General features: G+C 35.9%; 14 protein-coding genes and 1 tRNA gene. 2 read left to right on the forward strand and 13 right to left on the reverse strand.

Going from position 1 to position 15,473, the window contains the following annotated elements; genetic code table 11:
* Positions 1 to 39 precede the first annotated feature (39 nt).
* From ACKWCD_RS17745 to ACKWCD_RS17780, 8 genes are all read right to left on the reverse strand, one after another.
* On the reverse strand, positions 40 to 630 hold the full coding sequence (locus ACKWCD_RS17745) for a TetR/AcrR family transcriptional regulator (RefSeq protein ID WP_413985304.1): 591 nt from the start codon (positions 628 to 630) through the stop codon (positions 40 to 42).
* 76 nt (positions 631 to 706) lie between these two features.
* A complete protein-coding gene (locus ACKWCD_RS17750; protein WP_413985305.1) occupies positions 707 to 2,368 on the reverse strand; it encodes a sodium:solute symporter family protein in 1,662 nt (553 codons plus the stop codon).
* Between the two features lie 26 nt (positions 2,369 to 2,394).
* The gene (locus ACKWCD_RS17755; RefSeq protein ID WP_413985306.1) at positions 2,395 to 2,637 is read right to left on the reverse strand and encodes a DUF4212 domain-containing protein; all 243 of its coding nucleotides are present in this window, start codon (positions 2,635 to 2,637) and stop codon (positions 2,395 to 2,397) included.
* Between the two features lie 20 nt (positions 2,638 to 2,657).
* On the reverse strand, positions 2,658 to 3,995 hold the full coding sequence (locus tag ACKWCD_RS17760; RefSeq protein WP_413985307.1) for a phenylacetate--CoA ligase family protein: 1,338 nt from the start codon (positions 3,993 to 3,995) through the stop codon (positions 2,658 to 2,660).
* A gap of 100 nt (positions 3,996 to 4,095) precedes the next feature.
* The gene (locus ACKWCD_RS17765; RefSeq protein WP_413985308.1) at positions 4,096 to 5,463 is read right to left on the reverse strand and encodes an amidase family protein; all 1,368 of its coding nucleotides are present in this window, start codon (positions 5,461 to 5,463) and stop codon (positions 4,096 to 4,098) included.
* 204 nt (positions 5,464 to 5,667) lie between these two features.
* Positions 5,668 to 8,364, reverse strand: a complete 2,697-nt coding sequence (locus ACKWCD_RS17770) for a TonB-dependent receptor (RefSeq protein ID WP_413985309.1) — start codon at positions 8,362 to 8,364, stop codon at positions 5,668 to 5,670.
* 208 nt (positions 8,365 to 8,572) lie between these two features.
* Positions 8,573 to 9,814, reverse strand: coding sequence for a site-specific integrase (locus ACKWCD_RS17775; RefSeq protein ID WP_413985310.1), 1,242 nt, complete (start codon positions 9,812 to 9,814; stop codon positions 8,573 to 8,575).
* A 243-nt stretch (positions 9,815 to 10,057) separates the two neighbouring features.
* A tRNA-Lys gene (locus ACKWCD_RS17780) sits at positions 10,058 to 10,130 on the reverse strand.
* A 137-nt stretch (positions 10,131 to 10,267) separates the two neighbouring features.
* Here ACKWCD_RS17780 and ACKWCD_RS17785 point away from each other — a divergent pair.
* Positions 10,268 to 10,783, forward strand: coding sequence for a shikimate kinase (locus ACKWCD_RS17785; protein ID WP_413985311.1), 516 nt, complete (start codon positions 10,268 to 10,270; stop codon positions 10,781 to 10,783).
* Here ACKWCD_RS17785 and ACKWCD_RS17790 read toward each other — a convergent pair.
* Both ACKWCD_RS17790 and ACKWCD_RS17795 read right to left on the reverse strand, forming a co-directional pair.
* A complete protein-coding gene (locus tag ACKWCD_RS17790; RefSeq protein WP_413985312.1) occupies positions 10,775 to 11,272 on the reverse strand; it encodes a phosphoribosyltransferase family protein in 498 nt (165 codons plus the stop codon). The two genes, ACKWCD_RS17785 and ACKWCD_RS17790, sit on opposite strands and share 9 nt — an antisense overlap.
* Positions 11,273 to 11,333: 61 nt before the next feature.
* A complete protein-coding gene (locus ACKWCD_RS17795) occupies positions 11,334 to 11,726 on the reverse strand; it encodes an RNA-binding S4 domain-containing protein (RefSeq protein ID WP_413985313.1) in 393 nt (130 codons plus the stop codon).
* Between the two features lie 83 nt (positions 11,727 to 11,809).
* On the opposite strand from ACKWCD_RS17795, the gene ACKWCD_RS17800 reads away from it, so the two are divergent.
* The gene (locus ACKWCD_RS17800; protein WP_413985314.1) at positions 11,810 to 12,763 is read left to right on the forward strand and encodes an FKBP-type peptidyl-prolyl cis-trans isomerase; all 954 of its coding nucleotides are present in this window, start codon (positions 11,810 to 11,812) and stop codon (positions 12,761 to 12,763) included.
* A gap of 70 nt (positions 12,764 to 12,833) precedes the next feature.
* On the opposite strand, the gene ACKWCD_RS17805 is transcribed toward ACKWCD_RS17800, so the two are convergent.
* From ACKWCD_RS17805 to ACKWCD_RS17815, 3 genes are all read right to left on the reverse strand, one after another.
* Positions 12,834 to 13,427, reverse strand: a complete 594-nt coding sequence (locus ACKWCD_RS17805; protein ID WP_413985315.1) for a porin family protein — start codon at positions 13,425 to 13,427, stop codon at positions 12,834 to 12,836.
* Between the two features lie 57 nt (positions 13,428 to 13,484).
* Positions 13,485 to 14,438, reverse strand: coding sequence for a transketolase family protein (locus ACKWCD_RS17810; RefSeq protein WP_413985316.1), 954 nt, complete (start codon positions 14,436 to 14,438; stop codon positions 13,485 to 13,487).
* A 130-nt stretch (positions 14,439 to 14,568) separates the two neighbouring features.
* Complete coding sequence (locus tag ACKWCD_RS17815) at positions 14,569 to 15,414, reverse strand: transketolase (RefSeq protein ID WP_413985317.1); 846 nt, start codon at positions 15,412 to 15,414, stop codon at positions 14,569 to 14,571.
* Positions 15,415 to 15,473 lie beyond the last annotated feature (59 nt).

Below are 15,473 nucleotides of genomic sequence, written 5' to 3' on the forward strand. Positions count from 1 at the left end.
AAGTCCTGGATATCTGGTCAAACAAGTATATCAAACCAATTAGTTATCCATATCAATACCCTTGAAAACTAGTTCTAGTATTGTTCGTTCCAATTCGGCCAAACCTATTATGCCTGTATTGTTATACAATTCAGAATCATAAATCCAGCGAAGAGAGGATAATATAACATTTAAGGTAATTTGCAAATTAGCGGATTTTAACTCCCCTGAATCCATTCCTTGTTTAATTACCTCTGTAAATATTTGTTGATAGCTCGTCCTGATTTCAATAAATTTTGACAAATCAGGCTCTTCAAGGTGTTTCCAATCTTGGGTAATTAGCGCAGTAATATTTTGGTTTTCGGTAGCAACACGGATATGCATTCTAATAATCTCCCTTAATTTATCTTTAAAGGAGTAAGAAGAGTTGTTGACATCTTTTATACCATCATAAAATTTATTTGCTATGGTCAACAATAATACACTTAAAATCTCCTGTTTCGAACTTATATGATTGTATAAGCTTGCAGCCTTAACCCCAACGCCTTCCGCAATATCCTTCATTGAGGTGGCGCTGTATCCCCTGCTATTAAATAATATAGCAGATTCTTCTATTATAATTTGTCTTCTACTTTTACTTTTTTTACTCAAAATTTAAAATTCTAAACCCAACAAAGTTACATAGTTTATTGTTAAAATTCGGTTGTAACTCAATAAAGTAGGATAATTATGGAATTCTAATTTTATCAACGCTATCCTGAATAGCTTTTGGTGCTTTTGAGTAAAACCTAGATACAACGAACATTACAATAAAACTTAAAACCATACCAGGCAAGCCCGCTCCCTGTGGAGAAATTCCAAATAGATAATTGTCAGGAGACCCGTCTAAAAATTTGAAATATATAATATATGATAGTGAAAAGACAAGACCTGTAAGCATAGCTGCTATTGCACCCTCTCTATTCATTGTCTTATTAAATATACCTATAAAAATTACCGGAAATAAGGAGGCCGCAGCAATACCGAAAGAAAGGGCAATAGTTTCCATCACAAAACCAGGAGGGTTAATTCCAAAATAGATGCCTACTAAAATGGCAAATATAGTTGCGAATCGAGCTAAAAGAAGTTCTTTTTTTTCTTTTACCTCGGTGGTTCTATTTATTATGTTTCTATAAAGGTCTCTTGATATTGCTGCTGATATCACTAAAATCAAACCTGCGGCTGTGGATAAAGCCGCCGCAAGACCTCCAGCAGCCACCAGTGCAATTACCCAATTGGGTAAATTTGCAATTTCTGGACTAGCCAAAAACATAATGTCTTTATCAATTGAAAGTTCGTTGATACCAGCATTACTTGAATATTCAATAATACCATCACCATTAATGTCTTGGAACGAAATTAATCCTATTTCTTCCCAAGTTTTAAACCAAGATGGAACATCAGTATAAGCTAAACCTTGTAAATTTTCAATTAGAAAAGTTCTAGAAAAAGCTCCTATAGCAGGTATTGAAATGAACAAAATCACAATAAAAATAAGGGCATAACCTACAGAAGTTCTGGCATCTTTAACTTTAGGAACGGTAAAAAAACGAACTATTACATGTGGCATTCCTGCTGTACCTATCATCATTGTCAAGGCCATCGCAGTTAAATTAATTACAGAACTCTTCATTGATGTAAACTCGCCAAACCCAAGTTCTTGATTCAGTCCATCTAGTCTATCCAATAGATACGTTTCTGTACCAGACATCTTACTGCCTAGTCCTAAAAAGGGAATTGGGTTATTTGTTAGTTGTATGGAAAGGAAAATCACGGGAACCATAAATGCAAATATCAGAATGCAATATTGCGCCACTTGCGTATAGGTAATTCCTTTCATTCCACCGATTACGGCATAAACCAGAACAATAGCCGCTCCAATAATCACTCCGGTATTAATATTTATTTCCAAAAATCGAGAAAAGACAACCCCAATACCTCTCATTTGTCCAGCTAAATATGTAAAGGAAATGAAGAGTGCACAAATTAAGGCAATTGCTCTTGCTGAGGTAGAATAGTATCGGTCGCCTATAAAATCTGGTAGTGTGAATTTCCCAAATTTTCTTAAATAGGGCGCAATCAACATGGCCAATAATACAAATCCGCCTGAGCCTCCCAATAAATAAACCGCACCATCGTAGCCCATAAATGAAAAAATGCCAGGTAGAGATATGAAAGTTGCCGCTGACATCCAATCTGCTGCTGTAGCCATTGCATTCGCAACTGGATGAACACCACCGCCAGCAACGTAAAAATCTTTGGTAGATTTGGCCCTTGTCTTGACAGCAATTAGGGCATATATAGAAAAAGTAATTGCGGTAAATATGAAGGTAAGCGTTTGTGCACTCATAGAAAATCGTAAAAAATATGATTTAGTTAAGCTTGGTGTTTTTCATCTAAACGGTTCATTAATCTCACATATAAAAAAATGAGTATGATAAACCCTAACAATGACCCTTGAACCGCGAACCAAAAACCGAGGGGAAATCCGCCTATTCGAAATTGATTAAGCCAATCAGCCATGAGTATTGGAAGTATGACTGCAATAAAACACCATATTGGCATTAAAACCAACAAGTATTTAACATTGGATTTCCAGTATGATTTCGAATCTTTCATTGGATTGCTTTTAATGGAACCTACTCCCTTAAGTCAACAATTCTGCTGAGTTTACCACCTTCGCTTTTAGGAATTTGATTATGTGCCATCAAGGTTACATTCATGGAGATTCCTATATTATCTTTAATTTTCTTTCCCAATCTTTTACTTAGAAAACTAAGTTTCTCATTTTCATTAACCATCTCACTGGTTAAAACTCCGTTTACATTTTGACTCTTTCCATAATTTTGAGAGAGTTCTACCTTTACCTCTACTTTATCCATTATACCCTGTTTTGTAACCACTAATTGATAGTTCGGAACCAGTTCAACAAAATCATGGATAAGCTCTTCAACTTGGGTGTGAAACAAATTGACCCCTCTAATTATTAACATATCATCAGCTCTCCCCTTGATTGCACTCATTTTAATATGAGTTCTAGAGCCTTGTTGGTCATAATCTATGCTACATATATCATTAGTCCAATACCTTACAAAAGGCATAGCCTCTTTCGTTAGGGTTGTAAATACTAAAACGCCCTCTTCTCCATAAGGTAAAGGCTCACCAGTATATCTATCTACAACTTCTGGAAAAAAGTGGTCTTCCCATATATAGCTACCTGTGCCTTTTTCATCATATGCTTCCTGAGATACTCCCGGACCTATTACTTCACTTAAACCAAAAATGTTAGTTGCAACCACCCCCAAGCTTTCTTCAACTTGTTGTCTTATACCTTCTGTCCATGGTTCTGCACCTAAGACTGCATATTTCAAATTTAATTCCGAAAGTGAAATTCCTCTTTTTTTCAATTCAGCTCCTATAGTCTGCGCATAGGAGGGTGTACAACAAATAACCTCAGATTTAAAATCTCTTAAGAGATTTATTTGTCTTTCGGTCATGCCTCCCGAAACTGGTATTACGGACAACCCAAGCTTTTCACCTCCATAATGAACACCTATTCCTCCCGTAAACAATCCGTAACCATAGGCATTGTGCAATTTCATTCCTGGCTTTGCACCAGCTGCGGCCAATGACCGGGCCACAACTTCAGAAAACAACTCTAAATCGTTTTCAGTGTAGGCTACCACAGTTGGTTTACCTGTTGTTCCACTTGAACAATGAATTCTTGCTAATTCACTTTCTGGTACGGTCAAAAAGCCAAATGGGTAATTATCTCGTAAGTCTGTTTTTTTTGTAAACGGAAGCTTATGAATATCATTTATTGATTTAATATCGGAAACCTTAATTCCTTTTTCATCAAATGCCTTTTTGTAAAAGGGTACTTTCTCGTATACGGTATTCACCAAATTAACCAATCTTCTACTTTGTAACTCTCTGAGTTCTGTCAACTCTAATGTCTCTATTTCCTTATTAAACATTTGTTATTCTTTTAGTCCAACAGAAAAGAAACTGTTGTTGTTATGCCCCAAGCACTGATTCCTACAATGGATAGATTTAATTTGCTAATTTCAACTTCTATTACTTAATAAGTTCATAAACCATAGAAGCAATCTTAAGTAGTTTTTTATCAGAACCTTCAGGACTTTCTAAATGTATCCCCACGGGCAACCCTTCTTTTGTAACTCCAGCAGGAATGCTGATTCCAGGAATACCTGCATAACTGCTTGGATTCATATTTTGAAGAAGAGTGGGGAAAGTTGGGACTTGCTTTCCATTCAATTCAATTGTTTCATCACATCCAGCAATGGGTCTGGCTTCTACAGGAGAGGTTGGGAATAGTAGCACGTCTAAATCATACTTGTCAAAGTGCTCCTGATAAGTTCTTTGTAACCTAGGACGTTCTTCGGTAATGGCAAAATCATACGTTTCATTGGTATTTATTGCCCCTGAATCGAATAAACCTTTTACATCTGGAGAGGAAATTTTAGAAGTCAAATCTTCATATGAAATCCCCGGAGCGTGTTTTTCTAAGTACTTATTTAAAGACAAATAGGTTTCATGAAAGACAATATTTATGCTTTCCGACAATAATTCAGGAATACCTTCTATGTCTATCTCCACCAATTGAATTCCGTTAGATTTTAGTTTTTGAATTGTCTCTTCACTAATTCGACTCACTTCTGATGATAAATTATCATAGAAGTAAGCTCTTGGAATTCCAATTCTAATTGATTTAGCGTCTATTTTGATATCATTGCTTTGGTTTGTTATGACCTCGTCAAGTAAAATTATTTCTTCCATTGATTTTGCTATCAAACCAGGAGTATCTCTAGTTGTTGATAATGGTACAACTCCTTCGGAGGAGTAAACTCCTGCAGTTGGTCTAAAACCAAATACACCACATAATGCAGCTGGAACTCTACAAGACCCCCCAGTATCTGTGCCTAATCCAACGTTAACTACTCCCACTTTTACGGCAGCAGCAGTGCCGCCGCTGCTTCCCCCAGCAAACAGTGTTGAATCATAAGGATTTTTCACCGGTCCGAAATGACGGTTGTTGCTAGTAAGACCGAAGGCAAGTTCATGCATGTTGGTTTTACCCATAACTATAGCTCCCGCATCTCTTAACTTTTTTACTAATTCAGCATCAGTTTTTGGAATAAAATTTTCCAAAGCAGGTGTGCCCGCAGAGGTCGGAAAGTCAGATGTATTGAAGTTATCTTTTACTACAATTGGCAATCCGAATAATGGGGCGGATTTATTAATTCCTTTAAGAGAGTTAATAACGAGGTGTTTGTTATTGTTCGGGTCGGTAGTAAATAAATTAAGTGATTTATTATGGTCTAAATTTATAGTGTCATAAAGTGATAAAAGATATGTTTCTAAAGTCTGAATATCCTTTTTGAAAATTTCGATTTGCTCTACCGAGGTTTTATTTTTAATCATACTCATAGTTATGGTTTCTTTACTTTTCGTTTTGCAGCCAAATAAAAAAAAGCTGCTCAAAAAGATACATTTAAAGATTGATTTCATAGTTCCACAAGTTTAATAAATAAAGAATTAATTGTCTATTTTGATTGCAAAGCACCTATTCCAAAACTACATTCGAAATAAGTGCTTGGCCAACTTAAACTAACTCAAACTTACTTTTTATTTCAAGCCATATCGAAAACCAACATAATATATAGAACCAACAGCTGGACCTCCATATACATAAGAGTACTCTTGATTAAAAATATTACTTCCACCCAAAGTTATCTTTGAGTCCCATTTCGGAATTTTTATACCAAAGCTTGCATCCGTAGTGTTTACCTCTGGAATTACTGTAGCTCCAAATGATGATTCATATTCATATTCGGAGGTTGCTTTAAAAGAAATGTTAAAACTCAAATTATCATTTTTACCAAACCCAGTATTGCTAAAGGAAGCTTGAAAACGATTTTGCGGAGTATTAAAACGTAAACTCCTTTTAAAAGTAGCTTTATCCGTACCTCCTTGTAGTGAAGGGTCATAATCGGGAATGTCAAAAGAACTATTTGTATAGTTAAACCCTAGTTGGAAATTGTTTGGTAAAACATAATCCAATCCTAGTGATAACCCATCAGATGTAACAGTTTGCTCAAGGTTATAATACCATAAAAAGGCTCTTGCATCTGGTCCCGGACCTGCTGCTGTAAATCCGAATAAAGCCGGAAGTTGTATTGCAATGAAATTTGGATACCAAGTTTTATAGTAACTTAAATCTACTCGTAACTTTTTATTAAATACCAACCCTTTATATCCAACTTCGAAAGTTCTATTTTCTTCGGGTTGAACTGCGGTTCGACCTAAAGATTCTCTAACCTGATTCCCTGTAATTACATTGCCAGTAGCCCCAGTATATTGATAATTGTCTAAATTAACTTGACTAGTTCCAAGTATTGTGAACCCAGGAAATAACTCAAAATTGATAAATGATTCTTGAAGACCCGGATTACGAAAAGCTGACTGATAAGAAACTCTGAAATTATGATTCTTGTTTTCATCAGGACTTAAAACAGCGGTTATTCTTGGAGTGAAATTACCGTCATAGTTTTCATTTTTATCATACCTCAAAGAGCCAGTGAGCTTCAATTTGTCATTGAATATTCCCGTGGAAGCTTGTACAAAACCACCATATTGAGAATAGTTAATGACATCGGTAAAGTTATTATCTCTATTATCATTAAAGAAAGTACCCTCAGAATCTACAGTATAGCGTCTAAAATTTGCACCAACCTGCAACTCGAAATTTTCAAACTTGTCTGAAAAGTCATAGTTCAAATCACCATGTACAAAACCACTATTGTCTAAGAATTTAGAACCTCCATTAAGTACATCTGCACTAGCCAAAGCATTTTCTTTGGCCTGATTAAAGTCATTAATTCTACTCTCAAGAATATTTCCGTTCGCATCTAAATAGTCATCTGCAAATGTTCTAGCTTCTTTAGGAGAGCCACCATTGTCAATTATAGACTGGTAATCTGCAATCCAGTCCTGGTTTGGTTTTAAGCCTTGTTGAATGAAATCAGCTGTTAAGAAGCCAATAGAACTCCTGTTGGCTGTTTGTTTTGAGCTATAAACCCTGGCAGTGAAGTTCTTGCTCTTAGCTTCTAACTTATGGTGCGTTTGTGCAAAATCTTCAAAAGGATAAAAGGTTGTAATCCTGAATGAAAAATCATTATGGGCATGTTTAAATTGATAATTAATTTCCCAATCTTCACTAGGTCTATAGTGTAAGGAAGCATTCACTCTATAGTTTTTTACATCACCGTCATACAAATCACCATCTAAAATGCCTGTTCGCGTGACAGGTGTTCCATCGGTTAATGAAAGTACTCCTACACCAAAATCACCATCACCATACCTATTGACTGCATTGTAAAAATTTGCATTGTTTATATCAGTGCCTAGCAGGTTTTCTCTATTGTCAAAATCACCAGCTCCTGTTTTATAATCGAGACTACCACCAATCCAATCTGTCGCTGACCGATGGTTACCATCAAATTTAAAAGCTAACTTATCACTAAATACATGTGCATAGCGAATACTATAATCGTTATATGAATTCGTACCTGCTGTCGATTGTCTGGTCATTCCTGTTTTCCATTCCATACTAAAACCAGGGAAGTCAAATGGATTTTTTGTAAACATCAATACCATTCCATTGAAAGCGTCCGGACCATAAAGGGCAGATGAAGAACCAGGTATCAATTCAACACTACGTAAGTCAAGAGCTGTCGCACCAGCTGTATTTCCGATTATTCCAAAACCGGGAGTAGTAATATCAATACCGTCAATGTGTTGTATAAATCGTAGATTATTAGGATCGGCAAATCCACGTGCATTAATTGAAGTGAAACTCATACTTCCTGTATTTGCTTGAACACCTTTCAAACTGGTCAATGTTTCATAGACATCCGCTGAAGCGGAGTTATTAAGTTTTTTAACACCCAGTTGTTCAATACTAATAGGCGCTTCAAGTAACTTTTCCTTGAAACGTGATGCACCCACTACCACAGGATTTAGGGAAAACGCATCTTCCTCTAATTCAATAATTACATTTGAGCTATTTGATTCACCAACTATTACCTCTTTTGTTTTGAACCCAAGATAGGATGCGCTAATAGTAATTGGAAAAGCTTGATTCGATTCCAAGGTGAATTTTCCGTTTTCGTCCGTCGTTGCACCATTCGTGGTGCCTTTTTCAATGATGTTAACTCCCAAAAGAGGTTCTCCTTGAGATGAGACAATACCTGTTACCGTTACTTGAGCCATAATGAAGCCTGTGCTTAGTAAGGTAAACAGAAGAATAAGTTTAGTTTTCATATTTTTCATTTATTGGTTAATTACCAGTAGTTAATTACTAACTAATGTTCGTTAGCAAATATAAAAAAATATCTCATAAAACATGATGAAAGTCATTTTTTTGACTTTTCTGATTGTTATTTTCTCATTAAAGGCTCTTAAAAATTCTTATTTTATTAAGCTTAGGGCGGTTTTATTTAAAGCTTATTTTTTTGAAGGAACAGTGAAATTAGTTTGGTTTCTTGTTATTATTAAGCTTCATTTTTAAAACAGACATATCTTCACTCACCTTTTTTTCGATTACCCTTGCATATATTTGAGTCGTTGCTAGCTTGGTGTGACCTAGTAGTTTAGATACTGTTTCTATGGGAACACCATTGCTTAAGGTAACCGTTGTGGCGAAAGTATGTCTGGCCATATGGAAAGTGAGGTTTTTTTTAATTTCACACAGGTCGGCGATTTCTTTTAAATAGCTATTGAGTCTTTGATTAGAAATACTAGGCAGAAGACCTCCGGAAAATTTTGTTCGAGGATGTCTTTCATATTTTACAATTAAAGACTCTGCTTCAGGTAGTAATGGTATTTTGAATGGAGTACCCGTTTTCTTTCTATTTGCCATAATCCAGTTACCTCCGTCAATACCCAATACAATACTATTACGATTGAGCTTAATAATATCTCCATAAGATATTCCTGTATAGCAACTAAAGACAAATAAGTCTTTGACAACTGATAGCCGCTCAATAGATGGCGATAGTTTTTTAACTCTTTCAAGTTCGGCCTCAGTAAGAAATTCTCTTTCTCTTTTTTCCAGTTTGGGTTTGAATTTCACGAAAGGATCACGACCTATCCATTCCATATGATAGGCCAAAGTAATCATTTTTCTTAGCCGCTGAATGTGCTTCATAACGGCATTGTTTCCTATTTTTCCTTGGTAATGGTTGGGCTGGTATGCCCTTAGAAAGCTTTCGAAACTTAGTACGAATGAATAGTCCAAATCTTGTAAATATCTATCCTCGGATTTAAACTTTTTTGATAAGAACCTTAAAATATACTTTTGACTGGTTCGATAATGACAAAGTGTTTTCGCACACAGTTTTTCTGCCATTGTTTCGTTGTGATAGTCAAATATATCTTTTAGGGAATAAATTCTTTTATCTTCCCCAAGAAATCTTAATTTGATTAGTTGCGGGGTGATAACTCTCGATTCCGCCTTTAAATCTCGATAATAATTGACTATTTCGGATTTTACTTCGTCTAAATAGAAATTTACTTCTCTAGCTTTTTGACCATTACCTTTCGCTCGTTGTCTTTTCGAATCCCAAGAATCAATATTTACCTTCTGTTTGAGGCTGATATTGACTTTTTTTCCATTCACAGTGATTCTGACATAAATCTTACATTGATTATTTTTGTCAACTCTTTGGGTGTAAATCCAAAAAAGTATTGAAAATGTGGTTGTACTTCGCATGTTTTTCGTCTTTAAATGAAACAATCAGTGAGACGAAAGTCAAATCAACAAAGCAAATTTTCGGGTAATAAGAAAGTCAATTTATAAAAGTGTTGACGATTTTGTTGACGATTTTAAAAAATGTTGACGATTTGTGAACTTTTAAAACCAAATCATATTAAATAAAATGACTCTCTTAAAAACATAAAAGCTTGCTAATCATAAAATTAGCAAGCTTTTGATTCGGATTGATATCCTTTTCAGTGACCTGGCTGGGGCTCGAACCCAGGACCCTCTCCTTAAAAGGGAGATGCTCTACCAACTGAGCTACCAGGTCATAATTTCAGTGCCAAGTTTTTCACTTAGCGGCTGCAAATATAAGTCCATTAATTTATTTCACAAGTCGATTTTAAGAGAAATTTGAAATTCTTTTGAAATCAATTGTTTTTAGTTCAATTTTACCAAAAATAGAAGATGCAAATAGTTTTAATAGGATACATGGGTAGTGGTAAAACTACAATTGGTAAACTTCTGGCTAAAAAATTGAAAATCAAATTTTTAGACCTTGATAGTCATATTGAGGAATCTGAAGGAACTTCTATTTCGAATATTTTTGCTGATAGAGGAGAGATTTACTTCCGCAAAAAGGAGGCTACAAGACTGAGAGCTATATTATCAAATGAAAAGGATTTTGTGCTTTCGGTAGGAGGGGGCACTCCTTGCTACGCAAATAATATGAATGCCATCTCTGAGGTGAACAAAAACGGAATCTATCTAAAAGTAGGTTTAGGCGAATTGGTCAAAAGACTATCAAATGAAAAGGCGCAAAGACCTTTAATCGCTAATATTCCAGAAGGAGACTTACATGAGTTCATCGGAAAACACTTGTTTGAAAGAAGCTTTTATTATAATCAGGCAAATCATGTTGTCAATTGCGACGAAAAAAGTGCTGAGCAGATAGTAGCAGAGATAGAAGTTCTCCTAAGCTAAGGAAACTGAATCGTTTTTTGCTTTGAATTCTACCTTCACATGTTCTTGTAAAGATGTTGATAAAGAGATGCCTTTATAGTCTGCTTTGACAGGATACTTTTTATGATTTCGATTCACCAATACGGCCGTCTTCAATTGTTTTAATGGAGTTTTTAAAAAATGTTGAACTCCATAGATTAAAGTGGTTCCTGAATTTAAAACATCATCTATCAATACTATTGACTTGTTTAAGTATTCTTCTTCAGTAATTGAAGTTTTAACTCCACTCTCCAATGGATTACTTTTATCCATACTCACTTTACAAAGGAGTATATTGGCCTTTGTAATATTCTGTAATACACTTTGTATCTTTTTCGCAAAGCTCAAACCTCCGCCATCAATACCAGCCAAAACAATTTCTGTTTCATCAACATTGGCTTCATAGATTTGATAAGCTATGCGACGAACTTTATGTTGTATCTGCTGGTGTGAAAGTATTTTATTTTGCATCTACGTTTTGCATTTAAAATTCAAATATAAAGAAACCTTAATTTATCAGTGATCTGAAACTTTATTCTTCGCTCTCATTCGAGCCGGTTGGAGATTCTAAATAGTCGTCAATTTCTCTTCGATCTTTTTTAGTGGGTCTACCCATACCATTCTTTCTGTAATAATCCTTTGAGTATTGCAGTAGTTCAGTATGTTCAAATGCTTCTTTTGGAGTCGTATCTTTTCTATATAAATCCAACAGTTTTGCTCCTACGCGACTTTTTGGAGTATCTAAAACGGTAAATTGATAGTTGATTTGATTTTTTCTAAGGATTATTTTATCCATCGGATATACCTCTCTAGAAGGTTTTGCTATCTGATCGTTAATTCTGACATGTCCCTTTTTACATGCTTCCGTGCCCATATTTCTAGTCTTGAAATAGCGAGTACTCCATAGGTATTTGTCAATGCGCATAGAGAATTAAAAATGTTTGTTAACGTCGTCAACAAAAATAAGGGAAAATTGTATCTTGCCGACCTTAAATTAGAACAATGAAAATGAATCGAATAGTTACATGTTTGTTAGGTGCATTGATAATGTTATCCTGCAGAAATGATGATAATGTTCTACCGGGAATATCCATACCTCAAAGATCGCTTTCTGAGGTTGCTTTAGAAGATGATGCTGAGCTTAAAGAATATCTTCAAACCCATTTTTACAATTATGAAGAATTTGAAAATCCGCCTGCTAATTTTGATTTCAAGATAAGGTTTGATACGATAGCTGGAGATAATGCCGGTAAGACCTCGATTTTTGATAGTAGCAACTTAAAAAGCCAGATTATTAAAGAGGAATCGGCAATATTTGGTTTAGATGATGGTGAAGAAGTTAATCACACGCTTTATTATCTTGAAGCTAGACTAGGTTTAGGGGGGAGCCCTACCGTTGGAGATAATACCGTTTTGCGGTATGAGGGTTCGCTTTTAGATGGAAGATCTTTTGACGCTTCTACAGTGCCATTGAACCAATATTTATCTGGAGGTTTGATTCGAGGTTATTCGGCTGGAGTTGAAAAATTTAGTGCAGGTATGGGGCCTGAAGAAAATGGAGACGGTACAGTAACTTTTACCGATTATGGTGTTGGAGCAATCTTTATACCTTCTGGTTTAGGTTATTTTAGTAGCTCACCTCCAAATTCAATTATTCCGGCTTACGCACCATTAATATTTAAAATTGATTTATTGGCTTTTGAAGAAGATACAGATTTTGATGGTGATGGAATTCCTTCAATTTTAGAAGATCTTGATGGTGATGAAAATTTAAACAACGATAATACAGATTCTGATAGCGAACCGGCAACCGTTTTTCTTGCAAACCACAATGATGCCGATGATGATGGCGATGGAATACCTACTATTGAAGAGATAGAGTTAGATGCTGATGGCAATTTTGTTGGATTTAAAGACACAGACGGAGATACTATTCCTGATCATTTAGATAGTGATAGTTAAACTGAAACATTCGCAAACTAAAAAAGCCCTGAATTTAAATTCAGGGCTTTTTTAGTTTATTACTAATCGACTATAATTTTAATGAAAGACTTAAGATCAATTGATCTGGTCTTGTATCTAGACGGCCTTCTACAGAGGCATCTTGAATATTGGTATTGATAAATTTAGCCTCATTATTGCTTAAACCTCTTTCGTATCGTAAATCTATTCCCAGTTTACCCAAATTCACACCAGCACCAATATGTGCACCTACTGAGAAATCGTTTTCAATATTGTCGATGCTTATTCCATCAAATTCGCTATTTAAAATGTACTGAAATGCAGGCCCAGCAAAGACATGTAAGGGACCAACGACTTTTACTCCAACCAGAACCGGTAAGTCTAGCTTACTCATATCGAAAGAGTCTCCGTTATAATCTGATTTTGTTTTGGTGTAAATTAATTCTGGACGAATGTATAAGCGACTAATTTTAATCTTACCGAATATTCCGGCGTGATATCCTATGTTTCGATCTGGCTCTTGAGCTGCATCACCAACAGATTCGAAGTAATTGCCATTACCGTTGTAGTTTAAACCGCCTTTAATACCAAATCCAGAATCATTTTGCGCAAACGCAGTAATGCTTAACATAGCAAAAACTGCTAGAAGAAGTGTTTTTTTCATAATCATAATAGTGTTTCGTTCGTAATACGTTCTGTGGTATCAAAAACGATACCATTATCACTTTCTTTTCAACACTTTTAAAACGGCTTTCTCAATGGCTTTATTGTTAAGTCCATACTTCTCCATAAGCTGATCTGGAGTACCACTTTCTCCAAATGTATCTTGAGTAGCTATGAATTCTTGTGGCGTAGGATGCTTAGAGGCAAGCATTCCGGCAATACTTTCGCCAAGACCACCTAAATAGTTGTGCTCTTCAGCAGTTACAATACATCCTGTTTTTTTAACAGACTTTAACACAGCCTCTGAATCTAAAGGTTTGATAGTATGAATGTTAATGACTTCTGCGGAAATACCTTGCGCTTCGAGATTTTCGCATGCGATTAAGGCCTCCCAAACTAAATGTCCTGTGGCAACTATGGTTACATCACTTCCCTCATTTAGCATCAGCGCTTTTCCAATTTCAAACTTTTGATCTACGGGAGTGAAATTAGCAACCTTGGGTCGACCAAAACGGAGGTAAACGGGCCCCTCATAATCAGCTATAGCGATAGTCGCAGCTTTGGTTTGATTATAGTCACATGGATTAATAACTACCATGCCAGGCAGCATTTTCATAAGTCCTATATCTTCCAAGATTTGATGAGTTGCTCCATCTTCACCAAGTGTAATTCCAGCATGGGATGCGCATATTTTTACATTTTTACCTGAATAAGCTATAGACTGACGAATTTGATCGTAGACTCTTCCAGTAGAAAAATTGGCAAAAGTTCCTGTAAACGGAATCTTACCTCCGATAGTTAAACCGGCAGCAATACCCATCATATTAGCTTCTGCAATTCCTATCTGAAAGAAACGATCAGGATTCTCATCAATAAATTGCTGAATTTTTAAAGAGCCGATAAGGTCAGCACATAAGGCAACCACATTAGGGTTTGTTCTTCCTAATTCGGTCATTCCTGCACCATAACCACTTCTTGTATCGTTTTTACCTTGATCTACGTATTTAGTCATCTACTTTTATTTTCATTCTTACATTTGTGCTGTCTCTAGACTTCGAAGGTTTCAGCAAAGGCAAGAATCTTTTGAATCTATTTTATTTTTATATCCCCCTCCTTGGAAGGGGCTAGGGGAGGTCCTTTTACTAGTAATCTCCTAAAGTTTCGGCATTTTGCTCCAAAGCATTTTCTAACTGCTCATCACTAGGGGCTTTACCGTGCCATGCATGTGTGTGCATCATAAAATCTACTCCATTACCCATAACGGTGTGCAATAAAACGCAAATAGGTTTCCCTTTTCCAGTTCTACTTTTAGCTTCTTGATAACCCTTTAGTATGGCCTCAATGTTATTCCCTTCTTTGATTTCTAGAACATCCCACCCGAAGGCTTCAAACTTAGCTTTTATATCTCCCATAGGAAGCACATCATCAGTAGAACCATCAATCTGTTGTCCGTTAAGGTCAATCGTAGCAATAAGGTTATCCACGTTCTTACCAGCTGCGTACATAATCGCTTCCCAGTTTTGCCCTTCCTGTAATTCTCCATCTCCGTGAAGGCTGTAAACTAATTTTGAGTCACCATTTAGCTTTTTAGCCTGCGCTGCTCCAAGGGCAACGGACATTCCTTGACCTAAAGATCCTGATGCAATACGAACGCCAGGCAATCCTTCATGTGTTGTTGGATGCCCTTGTAGACGAGAATTGATTAAACGGAATGTGTTCAATTCATCCACAGGAAAATATCCTTTTCGTGCAAGTACACTATAATATACCGGGGATATATGTCCGTTTGAAAGGAAGAAAAGATCCTCTCCAATTCCATCCATATCAAAACCGTTATTAAGTTCCATAATCTCGTGGTATAAAGAGACAAAAAACTCGGTACAACCTAATGAGCCACCGGGATGACCTGAATTTACTTTGTGAACCATACGAAGAATATCTCTTCGAGTTTGAATAACGATATCTTGTAATTCCTCTATTTTTGGCATTTTATTGAAGCTATTTTATAGGTGTCAAAAGTAGGGGCAATCTTTTGGGTATACAAGCG

This window comes from Maribacter taeanensis (assembly GCF_047345145.1).
Taxonomy (GTDB): domain Bacteria; phylum Bacteroidota; class Bacteroidia; order Flavobacteriales; family Flavobacteriaceae; genus Maribacter_C.